The organism is Streptomyces sp. NPDC002867 (genome assembly GCF_053591895.1).
Window position 1 is genome coordinate 191,912 of record NZ_JBSFUR010000008.1, and the last position, 18,473, is coordinate 210,384.

20 protein-coding genes and 1 riboswitch are annotated in these 18,473 nt (G+C 71.4%); of the genes, 16 read left to right on the forward strand and 4 right to left on the reverse strand.

Translation table 11 applies throughout. From position 1 onward, the window contains the following. The first annotated feature begins 132 nt into the window (after positions 1-132). The 7 genes from shc to ACWD0A_RS10900 all read left to right on the forward strand — a co-directional run bounded on the left by shc (position 133) and on the right by ACWD0A_RS10900 (position 6,315). Complete coding sequence (shc, locus tag ACWD0A_RS10870; RefSeq protein WP_451296703.1) at positions 133-2,172, forward strand: squalene--hopene cyclase; 2,040 nt, start codon at positions 133-135, stop codon at positions 2,170-2,172. Beyond that, positions 2,172-2,837, forward strand: coding sequence for a phosphorylase family protein (locus ACWD0A_RS10875; RefSeq protein WP_451296705.1), 666 nt, complete (start codon positions 2,172-2,174; stop codon positions 2,835-2,837). The genes shc and ACWD0A_RS10875 overlap by 1 nt, the downstream gene beginning before the upstream one ends. Positions 2,838-2,842: 5 nt before the next feature. Continuing rightward, positions 2,843-3,862, forward strand: a complete 1,020-nt coding sequence (gene hpnH / locus ACWD0A_RS10880; RefSeq protein ID WP_307712341.1) for an adenosyl-hopene transferase HpnH — start codon at positions 2,843-2,845, stop codon at positions 3,860-3,862. Positions 3,863-3,942: 80 nt separating this feature from the next. After that, positions 3,943-4,068, forward strand: a complete 126-nt coding sequence (locus tag ACWD0A_RS10885) for a hypothetical protein (protein WP_451296707.1) — start codon at positions 3,943-3,945, stop codon at positions 4,066-4,068. A gap of 3 nt (positions 4,069-4,071) precedes the next feature. Next, a complete protein-coding gene (locus tag ACWD0A_RS10890; protein ID WP_451296709.1) occupies positions 4,072-5,466 on the forward strand; it encodes an aspartate aminotransferase family protein in 1,395 nt (464 codons plus the stop codon). Positions 5,467-5,539: 73 nt separating this feature from the next. Beyond that, complete coding sequence (locus tag ACWD0A_RS10895) at positions 5,540-6,127, forward strand: helix-turn-helix domain-containing protein (protein WP_307712338.1); 588 nt, start codon at positions 5,540-5,542, stop codon at positions 6,125-6,127. A gap of 14 nt (positions 6,128-6,141) precedes the next feature. Beyond that, positions 6,142-6,315, forward strand: a complete 174-nt coding sequence (locus ACWD0A_RS10900; protein WP_451296711.1) for a DUF6126 family protein — start codon at positions 6,142-6,144, stop codon at positions 6,313-6,315. 18 nt (positions 6,316-6,333) lie between these two features. Here ACWD0A_RS10900 and ACWD0A_RS10905 read toward each other — a convergent pair whose 3' ends face one another. Then, complete coding sequence (locus ACWD0A_RS10905; protein WP_451296713.1) at positions 6,334-7,146, reverse strand: tyrosine-protein phosphatase; 813 nt, start codon at positions 7,144-7,146, stop codon at positions 6,334-6,336. A 724-nt stretch (positions 7,147-7,870) separates the two neighbouring features. Continuing rightward, positions 7,871-8,029: riboswitch (cyclic di-AMP (ydaO/yuaA leader) on the forward strand. 2 nt (positions 8,030-8,031) lie between these two features. On the opposite strand from ACWD0A_RS10905, the gene ACWD0A_RS10910 reads away from it, so the two are divergent. Continuing rightward, positions 8,032-8,976, forward strand: coding sequence for a M23 family metallopeptidase (locus tag ACWD0A_RS10910; protein ID WP_451296715.1), 945 nt, complete (start codon positions 8,032-8,034; stop codon positions 8,974-8,976). Positions 8,977-9,153: 177 nt separating this feature from the next. Further along, on the forward strand, positions 9,154-9,945 hold the full coding sequence (locus ACWD0A_RS10915) for an SGNH/GDSL hydrolase family protein (RefSeq protein ID WP_451296717.1): 792 nt from the start codon (positions 9,154-9,156) through the stop codon (positions 9,943-9,945). 51 nt (positions 9,946-9,996) lie between these two features. Here ACWD0A_RS10915 and ACWD0A_RS10920 read toward each other — a convergent pair whose 3' ends face one another. The 3 genes from ACWD0A_RS10920 to ACWD0A_RS10930 all read right to left on the reverse strand — a co-directional run bounded on the left by ACWD0A_RS10920 (position 9,997) and on the right by ACWD0A_RS10930 (position 11,785). Next, positions 9,997-10,614 carry a TetR/AcrR family transcriptional regulator gene (locus ACWD0A_RS10920; protein ID WP_451296719.1) on the reverse strand — a complete coding sequence of 206 codons (618 nt, stop codon included), beginning with the start codon at positions 10,612-10,614 and terminating at the stop codon, positions 9,997-9,999. A 75-nt stretch (positions 10,615-10,689) separates the two neighbouring features. Further along, positions 10,690-11,268 (reverse strand): carboxymuconolactone decarboxylase family protein, encoded by a 579-nt coding sequence (locus ACWD0A_RS10925; protein WP_451296721.1) that lies wholly within the window; start codon positions 11,266-11,268, stop codon positions 10,690-10,692. Positions 11,269-11,419: 151 nt separating this feature from the next. Continuing rightward, on the reverse strand, positions 11,420-11,785 hold the full coding sequence (locus ACWD0A_RS10930; protein ID WP_451296723.1) for a YybH family protein: 366 nt from the start codon (positions 11,783-11,785) through the stop codon (positions 11,420-11,422). A gap of 97 nt (positions 11,786-11,882) precedes the next feature. Between ACWD0A_RS10930 and ACWD0A_RS10935 the strand changes: the two genes are divergently transcribed. The 7 genes from ACWD0A_RS10935 to ACWD0A_RS10965 all read left to right on the forward strand — a co-directional run bounded on the left by ACWD0A_RS10935 (position 11,883) and on the right by ACWD0A_RS10965 (position 18,412). Continuing rightward, positions 11,883-12,764: a LysR family transcriptional regulator gene (locus tag ACWD0A_RS10935; RefSeq protein ID WP_451296725.1), complete on the forward strand. Its 882-nt coding sequence runs from the start codon at positions 11,883-11,885 to the stop codon at positions 12,762-12,764. Positions 12,765-12,961: 197 nt separating this feature from the next. Beyond that, entirely contained in the window at positions 12,962-14,209 is a 1,248-nt protein-coding gene (locus ACWD0A_RS10940; protein ID WP_451296727.1) for an MBL fold metallo-hydrolase, read from the forward strand. A gap of 385 nt (positions 14,210-14,594) precedes the next feature. Beyond that, on the forward strand, positions 14,595-16,439 hold the full coding sequence (locus ACWD0A_RS10945) for an ATP-binding protein (protein ID WP_451296729.1): 1,845 nt from the start codon (positions 14,595-14,597) through the stop codon (positions 16,437-16,439). A 7-nt stretch (positions 16,440-16,446) separates the two neighbouring features. Further along, positions 16,447-16,881, forward strand: coding sequence for a roadblock/LC7 domain-containing protein (locus ACWD0A_RS10950; protein ID WP_451296731.1), 435 nt, complete (start codon positions 16,447-16,449; stop codon positions 16,879-16,881). A 1-nt stretch (position 16,882) separates the two neighbouring features. After that, the gene (locus ACWD0A_RS10955; protein WP_451296733.1) at positions 16,883-17,254 is read left to right on the forward strand and encodes a DUF742 domain-containing protein; all 372 of its coding nucleotides are present in this window, start codon (positions 16,883-16,885) and stop codon (positions 17,252-17,254) included. Continuing rightward, the gene (locus tag ACWD0A_RS10960) at positions 17,232-17,846 is read left to right on the forward strand and encodes a GTP-binding protein (RefSeq protein WP_451296735.1); all 615 of its coding nucleotides are present in this window, start codon (positions 17,232-17,234) and stop codon (positions 17,844-17,846) included. The genes ACWD0A_RS10955 and ACWD0A_RS10960 overlap by 23 nt, the downstream gene beginning before the upstream one ends. After that, a complete protein-coding gene (locus ACWD0A_RS10965) occupies positions 17,843-18,412 on the forward strand; it encodes a GAF domain-containing protein (RefSeq protein ID WP_451296737.1) in 570 nt (189 codons plus the stop codon). Before ACWD0A_RS10960 ends, ACWD0A_RS10965 begins: the two co-directional genes overlap by 4 nt. Positions 18,413-18,473 lie beyond the last annotated feature (61 nt).

The window sequence follows — 18,473 nt, forward strand, 5'->3', positions numbered from 1 at the left end:
CACCATCACGCGCAGCACGAGGCGGAGCGTCAGCCGCGCCATATGAATCGCGTCGCCGGCCGGTGACGCCGAGCGTCACCGGCCGACGGAGACCCCAGCACAGCAGAGGACCACTGCAACGAAGGGGAAGCCATGACAGCGACGACCGACGGAGGCAACGGGCCCCTGCGGGCCTCGGGTGCCGCTGCCGGCAACACGACCGCCCCCGCCCCCGGCACAGCCACGACGGCCACGGGGCCGAAGGCCCCCGCGGACGTCCGCGAGGCCGCCGGGAAGGCGGTGGAACGGGCGGTCGACCATCTGCTCCGACGCCAGGACGCCCAGGGCTGGTGGAAGGGCGACCTCGAGACCAACGTGACGATGGACGCGGAGGATCTGCTGCTGCGGCAGTTCCTCGGCATCCAGGACGAGCGGACCACCGAGGCGTCCGCCCGATTCGTGCGCGGGCAGCAGCGCGAGGACGGCACCTGGGCGACGTTCTACGGCGGCCCCGGTGAACTGTCCACCACCATCGAGGCGTACGTCGCCCTGCGGCTCGCCGGGGACCGGCCCGACGACCCGCACATGCTGCGCGCGGCGGCGTGGATCCGCTCGCGGGGCGGCATCGCCGCGAGCCGCGTCTTCACCCGGATCTGGCTCGCCCTGTTCGGCTGGTGGAAGTGGGAGGACCTGCCCGAGCTCCCGCCGGAACTGATCTTCCTGCCCCCGTGGTTCCCGCTGAACATCTACGACTTCGGCCAGTGGGCCCGGCAGACGATCGTCCCGCTCACCGTCGTGTCCGCCAAGCGGCCCGTGCGCCCGGCGCCTTTCCCGCTGGAGGAGCTGCACACCGATCCGGACAACCCCTGCCCGCCCAAAGCGCTTGCCCCCGCGAGGAGTTGGGAGGGGTTCTTCCAGCGCGCCGACAAGGCGCTGCACCTGTACCACAAGGTCGCCCCACGCCGTCTGCGCCGTACCGCCATGAACAGCGCGGCCCGCTGGATCATCGAGCGCCAGGAGAACGACGGCTGCTGGGGCGGCATCCAGCCCCCCGCCGTGTACTCCGTGATCGCGCTGTACCTGCTCGGCTACGACCTGGAACACCCCGTGATGCGGGCCGGCCTGGAGTCGCTGGTCCGGTTCGCCGTCTGGTACGAGCAGGACGGGCTGCCCGTCCGCATGATCGAGGCGTGCCAGTCGCCGGTCTGGGACACCTGCCTCGCCACCATCGCGCTGGCCGACGCGGGCCTGCCCGCCGACCACCCGGCGCTGGTCAGGGCCGCCGACTGGATGCTCAGCGAGCAGGTCGTACGGCCCGGGGACTGGTCCGTGCGCAGGCCCGGACTGACGCCCGGTGGCTGGGCGTTCGAGTTCCACAACGACAACTACCCCGACATCGACGACACCGCCGAGGTCATCCTCGCCCTGCGCCGGGTGAGGCATCCCGACCCGGAGCGTCTGGACGCGGCCGTCGAGCGCGGCGTCCGCTGGAGCCTCGGCATGCAGTCGGGGAACGGCGCCTGGGGCGCGTTCGACGCCGACAACACCAGCGCGTTCCCCAACCGGCTGCCGTTCTGCGACTTCGGCGAGGTGATCGACCCGCCGTCGGCGGACGTCACCGCGCACGTCGTGGAGATGCTGGCCTACGAGGGCAAGGCGGGACACCCGCGGACCCGCCGGGCGATCGAGTGGCTGCTCGCCGAACAGGAGCCGAACGGCGCCTGGTTCGGCCGCTGGGGCGTCAACTACCTCTACGGGACGGGATCCGTGGTTCCCGCGCTCACCGCGGCCGGACTGCCCGGATCCCACCCGGCCGTGCGCCGGGCGGTCGCCTGGCTGGAGTCGGTGCAGAACGACGACGGCGGCTGGGGCGAGGACCTGCGCTCCTACCGCGAGGAGAAGTGGATCGGACACGGGCCCTCCACCGCCTCCCAGACGGCCTGGGCGCTGCTGGCGCTGATCGCGGCGGGGGAGCAGGACGGCAAGGCCGCCCGGCGGGGCGTCGCCTGGCTCGCCGGCGCCCAGCGCGCGGACGGCTCCTGGGACGAGCCGCAGTTCACCGGGACCGGCTTCCCCTGGGACTTCTCCATCAACTACCACCTGTACCGGCAGGTCTTCCCGCTCACCGCGCTGGGCCGCTTCGTGCACGGCGAACCCCCCGCCGCCCGCGCGCACACCCGCAAGGGGGGATGATGGCCCGTCCCCCGGAGCCGGCCGGCTCCGCCGCACGGCTGCTGATCGCCTGTGCGCTCGGTATCGAGAAGGCCGCCCTGCGCAGCGGTGTCCGCGCCCTGGACGCGGACGGCCGGGCCGGGGACGTCACGGTGCTGCGTACCGGGATGGGTCCGGTCAACGCGGAACGGGCCGTGCTCGCCGCCTGCGCGAGCGGCCCACTGCGCGAGGCCGCCGTCGTCGCCTCCGGCTTCTGCGCGGGGCTCGCCCCGGGCATGCACCCCGGTGACCTCGTCGTCGCGGACGAGACCCGCTTCGACGAGGTCACCACCGCGTGCCCGGCTGCCGGACTACTGCGCCAGGCGGTGGCCAGGGCCGTACCGGGGCGCACCGTGCACGGCGGCCTGCTGACGGGCGTCGACCATGTGGTGCGGGGCAGCGAGCGCGCCCGGCTGGAGGCCACCGGGGCGATCGCCGTCGACATGGAGTCCGCGGCCACGCTGAGCAGCGCGCTGCGCGCCGGCCCCCGCCCGGTTGCGGCCGTCCGGGTGGTCGTGGATGCTCCGGAGCACGAACTGGTCCGAATCAGTACGGTACGCGGTGGAATATCGGCTTTCCGTGTTCTTCGTGCCGTCCTTCCTGCTTTCTACGAATGGCACCGTTCTTTGCTGCTCCCCAGGAGGTGAGCCAGATGGCCATGCCGCTCCGCCAGACCATCAGGGTCGGGACGTATCTCTTCGAACAGAAGCTCCGCAGGCGTGAGAAGTTCCCCCTCATCGTTGAACTCGAACCACTGTTCGCCTGCAATCTCGCGTGCGAAGGGTGCGGCAAGATCCAGCATCCCGCCGGCGTGCTCAAGCAGCGGATGCCGGTGGCGCAGGCGGTCGGGGCGGTGCTGGAGTCCGGGGCCCCGATGGTCTCCATCGCCGGCGGCGAGCCGCTGATGCATCCTCAGATCGGCGAGATCGTCCGCCAGTTGGTGTCCCGGAAGAAGTACGTCTTTCTCTGCACGAACGCGCTGCTGCTGCGCAAGAAGATCGAGAATTTTGAACCGTCACCCTTCTTCGCCTTCGCCGTGCACATCGACGGACTGCGCGAGCGGCACGACGAGTCGGTCGCCAAGGAGGGGGTGTTCGACGAGGCAGTGGAGGCGATCAAGGAAGCCAAGCGCCGCGGCTTCCGTGTCACCACCAACTCGACCTTCTTCAACACCGACACCCCTCAGACCGTCATCGAGGTCCTGAACTACCTCAACGACGACCTCGAGGTCGACGAGATGATGATCTCGCCCGCGTACGCCTACGAGAAGGCGCCCGACCAGGAGCACTTCCTCGGTGTCGAGCAGACGCGTGAGCTGTTCAGGAAGGCCTTCGCCGGCGGCAACCGGCGGCGCTGGCGGCTCAACCACTCCCCGCTCTTCCTCGACTTCCTCGAAGGCAAGGCTGACTTCCCCTGCACGGCCTGGGCCATCCCCAACTACTCGCTGTTCGGCTGGCAGCGCCCCTGCTACCTGATGAGCGACGGCTACGTCCCCACCTACCGCGAGCTCATCGAGGACACCGACTGGAGCAAGTACGGACGGGGCAAGGACCCGCGCTGCGCCAACTGCATGGCGCACTGCGGCTACGAACCGACCGCCGTGCTCGCCACCATGGGTTCGCTCAAGGAATCCCTGCGCGCCGCCCGCGAGACGGTCAGCGGCAGCCGGTGATCCGACGGGGACGGCGAGCGGCGGTCCGCCGGACCGGCCGCCGCGGCCCGGAGCCGTCCAGCACGCGTGAAGGGGCAGACATGTCGATCCGCGAACACATCCGGGGGCCTCGGGACCTCACGGCGCTCACCGGGCCCGACCTCGGTCCGGCGCCCGCCATGGCAGCCCAGGACCGGCCTGCCGAGGGCCCAGGCAAGGAGAACTGAGTGATGACCGAGGCGTCCAAGGGCTTCGACCTGGCGACACTGCTGGCCCGGCGCGGGGCCGAACGCTACGAGCTGCACGCCCGTCACCTCAACCACCAGCTTCCGCGCATGCTGCACACCATCGGCTTCGACAAGATCTACGAGCGGGCCGAGGGCGCGTACTTCTGGGACGCCGACGGACACGAGTACCTGGACATGCTCGCCGGGTTCGGCGTCATGGGCCTCGGGCGTCACCATCCGGTCGTACGCAAGGCCCTGCACGACGTGCTCGACGCCTCCCTGCCGGACCTCACCCGCTTCGACTGCGCTCCGCTGCCGGGCCTGCTGGCGGAGAAGCTGCTCGCCCACACCCCGCACCTGGACCGCGTGTTCTTCGGCAACAGCGGAACGGAGGCGGTGGAGACGGCGCTGAAGTTCGCCCGGTACGCCACCGGCCGGCCGCGGATGCTCTACTGCACGCACGCCTTCCACGGGCTGACCACGGGGTCCCTCTCGGTCAACGGCGAGCCCGGATTCCGGCAGGGCTTCGAGCCGCTGCTGCCCGACTCGGCGATCGCGCCCGGTGATCTGGACGCCCTGGAACGCGAGTTGCGGAGCGGCGACGTCGCGGGTCTGATCGTCGAGCCCATCCAGGGCAAGGGGGTGCTGCCGAGCCCGCCGGGATTCCTGCGGGCCGCACAGGAGCTGCTGCACCGGCACAAGGCGCTGCTGATCGCCGACGAGGTGCAGACGGGCATCGGGCGCACCGGCGACTTCTACGCCTTCCAGTACGAGGCGGGCGTCGAGCCCGACATAATCTGCCTCGCCAAGGCCCTGTCCGGCGGCTACATCCCCATCGGGGCGACGCTCGCCAAGGACTGGATCTTCAAGAAGGTCTACTCGTCCATGGACCGGGTGCTGGCGCACTCCGCCAGCTTCGGATGCAACGCCCAGGCGATGGCCGCGGGCCTGGCCGTCCTGTCGGTGCTGGAGGACGAGCAGGTCGTGGCGAACGCCCGGGTGACGGGCGAGCTGCTGCGGGCGCGGCTCGCCGCGCTCGTGGACCGCTACGAGCTGATGCGGGAGGTCCGCGGCCGCGGCCTGATGATCGGGATCGAGTTCGGACGCCCGGAGTCGATGCGGCTGCGCAGCCGGTGGGCCATGCTGCAGGCCGCCCGGAAGGGACTGTTCGCGCAGATGGTCGTGGTCCCGTTGCTGCAGAGGCACCGGATCCTCACCCAGGTCGCCGGGGACCACATGGAAGTGATCAAGCTGATCCCGCCGCTGATCATCGGCGCGCCCGAGGTGGACCGGTTCGTGGCGGCGTTCACGGCGGTCATGGACGACGCCCACAACGGCGGCGCCCTGATGTGGGACTTCGGCAAGACACTGGTCAAGCAGGCCGTGGCCAACCGCTGAGCCGTCCCCCGGGGCTCTTTGCCCGTGAGGCAAGAAACTTGCCTCACGGGCAAGAGCCTGGCGCAATGGACACATGACCACTTCCGCCGCACCGACGGGCGAGGGAATCCACCACGTCGCGCCGCGGCTGCGCGAGCTGCGCCGCCGGCGCGGGCTGACCCTCGAGGCCGCCGCCCAGCGCGCCGGGCTGTCCCCGGCCCACCTGTCCCGGCTCGAGACCGGGAACCGTCAGCCCTCGCTGCCGATGCTTCTCGCCCTCGCCAGGATCTACGGTACGACGGTCGCCGAGGTCCTCGGCGAGCTTCCGCCCGAGCGCGAGCCGGTCATCCGGGCCGGCCGCCGTGAACCGGCGTCCGCCGACGGCTGGACGTACCACCAGGTCGGCGCTCCCGGCCGGGCCATGCAGGCCCTGCGGGTGGTCGTCCCGTACGGAGCCCAGGGCGATCTGATCAGGGTGCATCCGGGCGAGGAATGGCTGTACGTCCTCGGCGGACGGCTCCGTCTCGGCCTCGGGGACGCCGTCCACGAGCTGGCGCCCGGGGACAGCGCGCACTTCGACTCGCTCACGCCGCACCGCATCGCGGCCGCCACGCCCGAGGGCGCGGAGCTGCTCTTCATGCACACCCTGCTGCAGAGTCCCGATCCGCACCCGCACGTCTGACCCCGGAGGCTGTGATGACGCCCACATGGGACCCCCTGGACAAGCCCCTGCCGGACACGCCCGAGAACAGGCGTGAGGACCGCTTCCCGCGCGGCCTGGTCATCCGGCTGTTCGCCTACCTCGTGGCGGGGCACCTCGTCGCCGCGTTCCTCTACCTGCTGTTCCTCGTGGGCGGCCAGAACCCGTAGGCGGCCCTGACCCCGGGCTCAGCCCTCGTCGACGAGCCGTTCGCGCAGCCGCTCACGGGTCGTCGCGGAGAGCCCGAGCCCCTTCGCGAGGTACTGCTCGGTGCCGCCCCACGTCTCCTCGATGGTCTCGAACGCGGCGGACAGATAGGTGGCGCGGGCGTCGAACAGCGGGCTCAGCAGCTCCATGACCTGCGCCGACATGGCCTCGGGGGAGTCGTCGCCGCGCTTGATCTTGTAGCGGCGGTGCGGGTCGTTCGACTTCAGGTAGTCCGCCTCGATCGCCTCGCGCTCCACGCCGACGGCGAGCAGGGTCACCGCGATCGACAGGCCGGCGCGGTCCTTGCCGGCCGCGCAGTGCATCAGCGCCGGGACGCTGTCCTCGGCCAGTGCGTGCAGGACGCGGCTGTGCTCGGCGGTCCGCTCCTTGATGATCATCCGGTAGGAGGCGATCATCCGGGCGGCGCCCTTGCCGTCGGCCAGGATCGACTTCAGCTGGTCGAGGTTGCCGTCCCGGACCATCTTCCAGAACTCCGCGCCGTCGGCCGGGTCGCTCAGCGGGAGATTCACGTTCCGCACGCCCGGGAGCTCGACGTCCGGGCCTTCCAGCCGCTGGTCCGCCGCATTGCGGAAGTCGAAGATCGTGTGCAGCCCGAGGGACGCGAGGAAGGCGGCGTCGCCCTCGGTGGCGTGCGCGAGGTGCCCGCTGCGGTAGAGCCTGCCGTGCCGCACGCGCCCGCCGTCCACGGTCGGCAGTCCGCCCACGTCCCGGAAGTTTCGCACTCCGGCCAGCCGGGGTTCGGTCGACGGGGCCTGCGGCAGCTGCTGCGTCACGTGGACTCCTTCAGGCGACGGCCGTCGGCGCCGGTCGCCGACGATGGCGCGATCCGACGATACGGCACAGGTTCATCAGGCAATCATGTCGGTCGTGATGCGTTCCGTGCCCGCGGGCGTGGCGGGGGCGGCCGCCCCGGCACTGTCATGAGGGCCGGGGCCCGCGGGCGCACCCCCGCACGACGCACCCGGGCTCCGCGTGAATGGCAGGCGCCGTGATCGAAAACCGATGAGTGGGGCGGCCCGATTCCCTTTGGGTGAAAGGGGCCTGCCGTCATTCGCGTGGTGTTTCTCCGGGATGCGACTGGCTGAATTCAGGCTGACCGGAAGCGGGCGGTGAGGAGCTCCGTCGCCGGCCGCGCGGCGGCAGGGGACGAAGTCGGGCGTTGCGGACGGTGCTTGGTGCCCAAGTGCACGCTTAGGCGATTATTTGTGCCTTCTGTCCGAATTGAGCCCTTGCGGATAACGTGCCCCGTCTACGGGGGAGATGGGGTACGGCTCGTGAGCAGGATCATATTCGTGACGGAACGTGCCTGCTTTCCCCGTGTCAATTCCGTGGTCAGCAAGGGAATTGACTGTCACTCGTCCACGGAGGGTGACGAGTGGGGCGGCCCGGAAATCGCGACCGGGAAAGCCGGGGGAAATTCGCGGCTTGTTCCGCCCGGTGTACTCGCCTACGGTCACGCTCAATCCGGACGGACCGCCTAATCCTGCCGCCGACCGGACTTCGAACCCACCCACGCGTGGCAGGAGCGGGGGACCCAGGTAGTACGCCGTATCCGGAGAATCCGGACGGCTCGGGGTTAATTCGCGCAACCAGCGCGAACGGGCATCTCCAGCCCGAACCCGACAGCTCACCTCGCAGGCGCCGGAGAGGAATGCGCCATGCCCGGAAAGGGTAAGCACCGCCGTCCCAAGGCCAACCCCGTCAGCCGCGGCCTCGTCGCCGCCGGTACGGGCAGCGCCGCCATAGCCCTGCCGCTGCTCGGCGCAACCGGCGCCAACGCCGCGACCCCCGCCGCCGCTCCCCAGAAGGCCGCTCCGGCCTCGGCCGCCGCGGCCGCTCCGACCGCGGCGAAGGCTCCGAAGACGTACACCGTCGTCGCCGGCGACTACCTTGCCAAGATCGCCGACGAGCAGAACGTCCGCGGCGGCTGGAAGAAGCTCTACAACGACAACCGCCGTGCCATCGGTGCGGACCCGGCGCTGATCCACCCGGGTCTTGAACTGACCATCAACGCGAAGTCGAAGGCGAAGAAGGACCCCGGGCCGCGCTCCGAGTCCACGTCCCGGTCCTCGCGCGACGCCTCGCGTGCCGCGGCGCCCGCCCCTGCGGCTCCCGCCACAAAGGCCCCCGCCACAAAGGCCCCCGCCACAAAGGCCCCCGCCACAAAGGCTCCCGCCGAGAAGGCCGCCCCGGCGTCCTCCGGCTGGACCGCCCCCGTCGGCGGCGGTGTCTCCACGCCGTACCGCGCGTCCGGTGCCATGTGGTCCAGTGGCTACCACACCGGCGTCGACTTCATCGCCGGCAGCGGCACGAGCGTGAAGTCCGTCGGTCCGGGCACCGTCGTCTCGGCCGGCTGGAGCGGCTCGTACGGCAACGAGGTCGTCATCCAGCACGGCGACGGCACCTACTCGCAGTACGCCCACCTCTCGTCCCTGTCCGTCTCCAGCGGTCAGAGCGTTGCGGGCGGCGAGCAGATCGGTCTGTCCGGTTCCACCGGCAACTCCACCGGTCCGCACCTGCACTTCGAGATCCGTACCAGCCCGTCGTACGGCTCCGACATCGACCCGCTGGCCTACCTGCGCCAGCACGGCGTCTCCATCTGACGTACACCGGCGGCCCGTTGGGCCGCCGGCCGCGCATCCCTCGTTCCGTCCGGCGGCGGAGCGGGGGATTCCGCGTATTCCGGCTTGACGGAAACTTGACAGGTGGCATAGATCACCTCCCGTCAACCCCTCCTTACGGTCGCGTAGGTCACATCCGTAAAGGAAAGATGTGCTCCCGTGGCAGACGATTCGAGAACAGAGAACAAGGGCTCATTCGGGTCGTACGCGGCGATCGGTGACAGCTTCACCGAGGGCGTGGGAGACCCCGGCCCCGACGGGACGTACGTCGGCTGGGCGGACCGGTTCGCGGTACTGCTCGCCGACCTGACGCCGGAGCACACCTTCCGGTACGCCAACCTCGCCGTACGCGGCCGCCTCCTCGACCAGATCGTCGACGAGCAGGTCCCGAGGGCCAAGCAACTCGCCCCCGACCTGGTGACGTTCTGCGCGGGAGGCAACGACATCATCCGGCCGGGCAGCGACCCGGACGACGTGGCCGAGCGGCTCGAGCGGGCGGTCGCCGACCTCAAGAACTCGGTCGGAACGGTCATGGTGACCACCGGCTTCGACACCCGGGACGTGCCGGTCCTGCGTCATCTGCGCGGAAAGATCGCCACGTACACCGCGCACGTGCGGGCCATCGCCGACCGCCACGACTGCCCCGTCCTCGACCTGTGGTCGCTCAAATCCGTTCAGGACCGGCGTGCGTGGGACGCGGACCGACTGCACCTGTCACCCGAGGGCCACACCCGCGTCGCCCTGCGCGCCGCCCAGGTGCTCGGTCTCGACGTGCCCGCCGACCCCGACCAGCCCTGGCCGCCGCTCCCGCCGCGCGGTGCCTTCGAGGTGCGGCGCGACGACATCCAGTGGGCGCGTGAGCACCTGGTGCCGTGGATCGGCCGGCGGCTGCGGGGTGAGAGCTCCGGCGACCACGTGGAGGCCAAGCGCCCGGACCTCCTGCCGCTCTGAGCCGAGGCGGCACAGTGCCCGGGGCACGCGCCCCGGGCGCCGGCGCCCCGGCTAGCGGGACGCCGTGAGCGCCTCGCGGTCCACCCCCAGCTCGCGGGCCAGCGCCTCGTCCGTCCACTGCAGCATCGCCGCACGGGTCAGCGAACCCGCGTACGACGTCATCTGCACGGCGAGCCCGTCGAGGAACGCCGTCAGACGCCAGGCCGCGGCCGCCGGGTCCTCGCACGGGAACTCCCCGGCCTCCGCGCCCTCCGCGATCACCTCGGCCAGCGCCGCCTTCCACTGCTGGTCGAGGGCGCGGGCGACCTCGCGCAGGGTCGGATCCCGCAGGGAGGCGGCCCAGGCGTCGATCCACAGCCGCCAGCCCTTGGCCTGGCCGGTCGGGGCGTACCAGCGGACGGCCGTCCGCAGCCGGCGCAGCGCGGAGGTGCGCCGCCCGAGGATTTTGCGCAGGTGGGCCAGGTCGGCGTCGGCGGCATGCGTGAACGCCGCGGCGACCAGCTGTTCCTTGGACGAGAAGTGGTAGAGCACCAGGGCGCTGGAGACGCCGAGGGACGAGGCGACATCGGCGATCCGCACGGCCGCCACGCCCCGCTGCTCGATCTGCTCGACAGCCGCGTTCAGCAGTTCCTCACGCCGCTCCGACACTTTCAACCGAATCCTGGCCACGGCGTCACCCTACACAGCCGATCTTGGGCGGGATCCCCTTCCTGCCGAGGTGGAAGGGGTCCCGGCGGTTCGGGCTCAGGCCGCCGTTCCGGTGGTGGACCGTGCGGCGGCCGGGATCTCGCAGTGGTCCTTGAAACCCTGGCTGGTCAGGCCGAGTGCCGCATTGATGCGCGAACGCAGGTTCTCCACCGCCACCATCGCCGTCAGCTCCACGAACGCCTCCTCGCCCAGCGCCGCGAGCAGGCGCCCGGTCAGCTCGTCGGTCACCTCCGGCGGATTCGCGGTCATCGCCTCGGCGTACTCCATGACGTCCCGCTCCAGCGGGGAGTACACGTCGCTGTTCCGCCACACGGGGACGTCCTGCACCTTGCGCGCGTCCATCCCGCGCGTCCGGTTCTCCCAGTGGCCGAAGTCCATGCACCAGCTGCAGCCGATCGACGCCGCGGACGCCATCGTGGCCAGCGCCTTGAGGTCCGTGTCGAGCGCCTTCCACCTGGCGACCGACATCTCCAGCCTCAGGTCGGTGAACAGCACCCGCCGGTTGTGCCCCAGTGCCCGCAGCGGGTCGAGGGCCTTGCCGAACCTGCGCCGGGTGTACCACTCGGTGAAGCGCAGGAACAGGGTGCGGCGCGGTGCGAGGGAGATACGGGCCATGACGGGCCTCCTGGGGGCGTCGTGCGAGGCTCCGTACCCGTCGTACGGGGCCTTGCGGTGTCCTTTCGCCGGTACGACGGACGGGGGCCGCCGGAATGTGACATCGCGCCGGCAGTCTCCGCTCCCCGGGGACTCACGGGAGTCGAGGGGTTCAGCGGCTGGGCCCGATGAACTCGGGCTGGTCGAGCAGGCGCAGCCAGCTGCCGTCGGGCTGGCGCCGGACGACCTGCGCCCGGGCGCCGGCCCCGTCCTTCGGCGGGGTCGAAGTGAGGGCGATGTCGCCGCTGACCAGCGTCGGCAGCGGCTGTTCCGGCTCGAAGCGGGGACGGTTGGTCAGCACCTTCTCCCACAGTGCACGAATCGCCTCCCGTCCGACCGTCAGCTCGCCGGGCGGGTAGGCCACCACCGCATCCTCTTCGTAGAGCGCGGCGACCCCGGCCGCGTCACCGGCGTTGGACCGCTCGACGAACAAGCGAGTGATGTCCTCGGGCCGCAGGGCCTTCTCGTACTCCGGCATGCATTCCTCCTGACGTCTGGCTTCCGTGCTCCCAGCGTGGTCGCCCGCCGATCAGAAGTCCAACAGATGGATTTTCTGGAAGCTAGAATCTGCAGTCATGGAACTGAGGCAGCTGGAATACTTCGTCGCAGTCGCCGAAGAGCAGAACTTCACCCGGGCGGCCGAGCGAGTGCACATCAGCCAGTCCGGCGTCAGCGCCCAGATCCGCCGGCTGGAACGTGAACTCGGTGCCGAACTGTTCGACCGGTCGGCGCGCACCGCCGTCCTTACTGTCGCGGGAAAGGCCGCGCTCGAACACGCCCGCGCCGCACTTGCCGCAGCTGAGGGGGTCGGCCAGGCAGTGGGGCAGGTGACCGGGCTGATCCGGGGTCGGCTCACGGTCGGGATGGTCATGGGCTGCACGCTCACCCCGCTGTTCGACGCCCTCGCCGCGTTCCACGGGGCGCATCCCGGCGTGGAGATCTCACTGCTGGAGGACAACTCCGACCGGCTCGTCGAGGGGGTGCGCGCCGGCACCATCGACCTGGCTCTCGTCGGGACCGCAACCGCCACCCCGGACGGGCTGGACGCGCTGAGCATCATCAGCGAGCGCCTTGTCGCGGCCGTTCCGGCCGGACACCCCATGGCGAAACAGCGGCGGGTCACTCTGCGCGACGTGGCAGCGCACCCCATCATCTGCATGCCGCCCGGCACCGGTCTGCGCACGGTATTCGACCGTGCCTGCGCCGCACAGAGCCTCCAACCGGCGATCACCCTGCAAGCCAGCGCCGCGGACGCCATCGCCGACCTCGCCGCCCGCGGGCTCGGCATCGCCGTCCTCAGCGACTCGATGGCTGCGGGCCACCGCGACCGGCTCACTGCCCGCACCATCGATGACGTCGAAACACCGGCATTGCTCTCCCTGATCTGGAAGAACACGCACAACCCTTCGGTGCGCGAGTTGCTCGTGCACAGCCGGAAAGCATTCGCCAAGCCCTGACACGAGGTGAAAGAGCCCGGGTTCCTGCCGAGTTGCCATCAGTCCTCGCGAAGTCGAAAGCCCCGGGGGAGGGGGGCAGGAACACCGGCGCCGGGGTGCGCGTTGCCCGTCATGACGGATCGGACGCAGCGCAGGACACCCGGCGTGACGTGCGTGCCCGCACATAATGAAGAAGCCCCCGATCATCAGGAGGTGTCGTGACCGGCGCTGGTTCCCCCCACTCGCTGAGAGCCCGGCTGCGTTCACTCAGGCCGGTCGCCTTCGGAGCCGACCCGGCCGGGGAGCGGATGGCGAGAATCCGCCGCTCTCCGAACTTCTCCGACGGCGTCTTCCGCAACCCGGTGGGCGCGCGCACCAGGCCCTCCGGCGGTTCCATGGTCGAATTCGCCAAGATCTACTTCGAGAAGGAGGCGCGGGCCCGCCGGACCCCGGTCGGTCATGTGCCCGTGCACCCCACCACCGTCGCCGATCTCGCCGAGCCGCCCCGCTCCGGGCTGCGGCTGACCTGGATGGGCCACTCCAGCGTCCTGGCGGAGACAGACGGCCGCCGGATCCTCTTCGACCCCGTCTGGGGCGAGCGCTGCTCCCCCTTCGCCTTCGCCGGGCCCAAGCGGCTGCATCCCGTGCCCGCGTCGCTCGCCGCTCTCGGCACCGTCGACGTCGTGGTGATCTCCCACGACCACTACGACCACCTCGACCTGCCCACCATCAGGGCACTCGCCGGCACGGACACCGTGTTCGCGGTCCCGCTCGGTGTGGGCGCCCACCTGGAGCGCTGGGGCGTGGCCCCGGACCGGCTGCGCGAGCTCGACTGGAACGAATCGGCCGAGGTCCACGGCATCCGGCTGACCGCCACACCGGCCCGCCACTTCTGCGGGCGCGGACTGCGCAACCAGCAGCACACCCTCTGGGCCTCCTGGGTGGTGGCGGGCCCCGAGCACCGGATCTACCACAGCGGCGACACGGGATACTTCCCCGGCTTCACGGACATCGGGGCGGAGCACGGACCGTTCGACGCGACCATGATCCAGATCGGCGCCTACTCCGAGTACTGGCCCGACATCCACATGACACCGGCCGAGGGCATGCGGGCCCACCTGGACCTCCAGGGCGGTACGCCGTCCGGTGTGATGCTGCCGATCCACTGGGGCACGTTCAACCTGGCGCCGCACCCGTGGGCCGAGCCCGCCGAGGGCACCGTCACGGCCGCGGCCGGCGCCGGAGCCGCCGTCGCGCTGCCCCGTCCGGGTGAGCCCTTCGAGCCGACCGCGGCGAACGTGCCGTCCGCGCTGTGGTGGCGCGCGGTGGCGGCCACTCCAGCCGGAGGCTGGACCGCGGCGACGGACGCCGCCGCGGTCACGGCATCGGCCGTCACGGCCCCGCAGGCGCCTCCCGCGGCCGACAAGGACCCGGGCGGCACCCCCGAGGCCGCGCCCTCCCGCTGACGGGAATCGCATCGAGCCGGAGCCGGAGCCGGAGCCGGAGCGGGACCGGAGCCGGCCCGCGCCGCACGGCATCCGTCGGCCGCACCCTGCGGCGGCCGGATCGGAACGGCCGGATCCAGCCTTGATCGTCACTGTCGACCCCGTTGCCGCCCCGCGGCAGCGGGGTCGACGCGTGTTTTCGGGCTGGCGTACGAGCCCTCATACCAGAGCGGGACGCACAGCGGGGAAGTTTCCCAACTGCCCGCCGTACGCGGCTGCTCCGCGACTACCGTGTGTGGCCGGTGATCCACGGTGGGCTTCCCCTCGTGTGCCCTCGGCCCGCCGCGCACCGACGTCGCCCAACCGCAGTACGCCGATTCCTGGGGCCCACGTACCAAGGACGCTGATGTCTCAACTACGCGCACCCGCCGCGCGGTCCGACCGCCGAGAGGGCGGGCGTCACGGCCGGCCAGGCGCCCGCACCCTGTCCTCGCCGGGGCGGTCGCGGACCTCGACGCCGCCGGAAACCCGCATAAGACCCCAACTCCTGCGCTCCGCAGTCCTGCCCACCGTAGCCGCCGCCCTCAGCGGCGCGGCAGCGGTGCTGTTCACCCTGCGTGTCGCGTCCCCCGAACCGACCCTCGCCCTGTGGGCCGTGCTCCTGGGCATGGCCGCACTCGCCGTGACGGCCGTGGCAGCGGCCGCCGTGGGCGCCGACCGCACGGCCAAGTCCCTGCTCGACCGCGCCTCCACGCTGCGCCGCACCACCGCGCGCGGACAGGCGGAACTGCGCACCGTCGTCGACGGCCTTCGCCGCGGCGAAGGCCCCCCGCCCCGCCGTGCCCCCGCGCCCCCGGCGCCCGGGGCGGACGAATTTCACCTGCTGGCAGACGAGTTGGCTCGCTCGCACGACGCCGCCGTCGCGGCGGTCGTCGAGGCGTCCCGACTCTCCAGCAGCGTCGGCAACGAGCAGAAGGTCGAGGTCTTCGTCAACCTCGCCCGGCGGCTCCAGTCGCTCGTCCACCGCGAGATCCAGCTGCTCGACGAGCTGGAGAACGAGGTCGAGGACCCCGAGCTGCTCAAGGGGCTTTTCCACGTCGACCACCTCGCGACCCGCATCCGCCGGCACGCCGAGAACCTGGCCGTCCTCGGCGGCGCCATCTCCCGCCGCCAGTGGTCGAACCCGGTCACCATGACCGAGGTGCTCCGGTCCGCGATCGCCGAGGTCGAGCAGTACCCGCGGGTCAAGCTGGTACCGCCGGTCGACGGCACGCTGCGCGGGCACGCGGTCGCCGACGTGATCCACCTCCTCGCCGAACTCGTCGAGAACGCCACCCTGTTCTCCGCGCCGCACACCCAGGTCCTGCTGCGTGCCCAGCGCGTCACGGCCGGGCTCGCCGTCGAGGTGGAGGACCGCGGCCTCGGCATGCCCCTCGGTGAACAGGACAAGATGAACGCCCTGCTCACCGACCCCGACCAGGTCAACGTCGCGCACCTGCTGCAGGACGGGCGGATCGGGCTGTTCGTGGTCTCCGCGCTGGCCCGCCGGCACGGCATCGCCGTACGGCTGCAGTCCAACATCTACGGCGGGGTGCAGGCCGTCCTCGTCCTGCCACAGGGCCTGCTCGGCGCCGAACCGGGCGGACTCGCGCAGAACGAGGGCGAGCAGACCTCCGCCGGGCCCCGCATCGCGGCCACCTCACCGCCTCAGCTCCCGCAGTCCCCGGCGATCCCTCGGCCGCAGCCCGCCCGGACCGACGCCCAACCGCCGGCTGATCCGCATCCGCGGACACGGTTCCCGTCCGAACCGCACCCACAGCCCCGGACACAACCGCAGCCGATGCCCGCCCAGCGCGAGCCGGTCCGGGTCTCGGACCGGCTCGAACCCCTCCCCGTACGCGGCGAGCACGGCGAGCGACCCCACCCGGCCGCCGCCCAGCCCGGTTACGGCCCCACGCCGTCCCACCAGGAACCGGCCGCGGACCCCCGGCAGACCGACGTCGACCCGCTGCGCCCCCACACGGTGCGCGACACCATGGGCCGCCCCCAACTCCCCAAGCGCCGCAGTCAGGAGCACCTGGTCCCGCAACTGCGCGACGCCCCCGCGCCGCGCAAGGAGGACGAGCAGGCCCTCCACGACCCGGGACTGATGGCCGCCTTCCAGCGCGGCATCGGCCTCGCCGCTTCGCAGCCGCCGACCACCCCGGCACGATCCGACCTGCACCCACAGGACACCACCACCAAGGAGTAGATGCACCATGGCGAGCGATGTGCCGTCCGGCCACGTCTCGGACCTCGACTGGCTGCTCAGCGGCCTCGTACAGCGTGTGCCGTACACCCGCAACGCTGTACTGCTCTCCTCCGACGGCCTGGTCAAATCCGTGCACGGCCTGGACCACGACAGCGCGGACCACATGGCCGCCCTCGCCTCCGGCCTCTACTCGCTGGGCCGCAGCGCCGGCGCCCGCTTCGGCGACGGCGGCGAGGTGCGCCAGGTGGTCGTGGAACTCGACTCCACCCTGCTGTTCGTCTCCACGGCCGGCTCCGGCACCTGTCTGGCCGTGCTCGCCGGACGCGAGGCCGACGCCGCCGTGCTCGGGTACGAGATGGCGATGCTGGTCAAGAGCGTACGGCCGTACCTGGTCACGCCGGCCAGAACGGCAGCGGGGGTGCAGAGCACTGCGGGGCAGTGACATGCCCGCGCCCAAGGAGGGGCCGCTGCTGGACGACGCGGCCGGCCGGCTGATCCGTCCGTACACGGTCAGCGGCGGCCGCACCCGGCCGACGACGGCGCTGGATCTGCTCAGTCTGGTGATGGCCACCGGATCGGCGCCGCAGGGACACCTCGGCCCCGAACACACCATGGCACTCGGACTGTGTCACGGGCCGACGTCGGTCGCCGAGATCTCCGCGCACCTGAGACTGCCGGCCGTCGTCACCAAGGTGCTCCTGTCCGACCTCGTGGACTGCGGCGCCGTCACCGCGCGGGCGCCGCGCACGCATGACACACCTACGGACCGATCACTCCTGGAGGCGGTGCTCGATGGCCTACGACGACGGCTCTGAAGCCGCCGACCTGTTTCCGACCGCGCTCAAGATCCTGGTCGCGGGCGGTTTCGGAGTGGGCAAGACGACGTTCGTCGGAGCGGTCAGCGAGATCGACCCGCTCAGCACGGAGGAGCTGCTCACCCAGGTCAGCGCCGTGACGGACAGCCTGGACGGCATCGAGGCCAAGACGACGACCACGGTCGCCATGGACTTCGGCCGGATCACCCTGGACGCCCGCCATGTGCTCTACCTCTTCGGCACACCGGGCCAGGAGCGCTTCTGGTTCATGTGGGACGAGCTCTCCGAGGGCGCGCTCGGAGCGGTCGTCCTGGCGGACACCCGCCGCCTGGAGGAGTCCTTCTCCGCGGTGGATTTCTTCGAGCGGCGCGGCATCGGGTTCGTCGTCGCCGTCAACGAGTTCGACGGTGCGTACCGCTACGAGCCCGACGAGGTGCGGGCGGCGATCGACCTCAAGCCGGAGGTGCCGGTCGTGCTGTGCGACGCGCGGGTCGCCGGCTCCGGGATCGCGACCCTGGTCACCCTCGTCCGGCATCTGCTCACCACCACCGCCCAGCCCGCCCCGGCACCGAGCTATGGAGCACCGACATGACGTACGACCCCACCGGCCATCTGCTGCTGACCCCGGTCGACCGCGAGGCACCCGCCCGCGTGCAGCGCCTGCGCCAGCTCGGGTTCGGGGAACGGCCCGACCCCGCCTTCGACGACTTCGCCCACAAGCTCGCGGAGGTGACCCGCGCGCCGTACTCGATGGTCAACTTCATCGACGAGAAACGGCAGTTCTTCGCCGGGCTGCACACACCGGGCGGCACGCACAGCGGCACCGACCTGGGCGCGGCCGCGACGGGCGGGGAGGTCAGCCGCTTCATGGCGCGGGACCACGGCTACTGCCCGCATGTGGTCGTACGGCGCAAGGCGCTCGTCCTGGAGGACGTCTGCGACTACCCGCGTTTCGCGGGCAATCCGGTCGTCGACGAGATCGGCATCCGCTCCTATCTGGGCGCGCCGCTGATCGACCGCACGGGGATCGCCCTGGGCACGATCTGCGTGGTGGACACCGAACCGCGTCCGTGGGGCAGGGCGGGGCTCGAGACGATCAAGTCCCTGGCGGCGGAGCTGGTCGAGCAGATCCACCGGCGGGAGGACGGGAGCATCTGAGGCGCGCCCCCGGGGCGTGCGGGGCGCCCCGGGGCGTGTCGCCCCCAGGAACTGTCCTCCG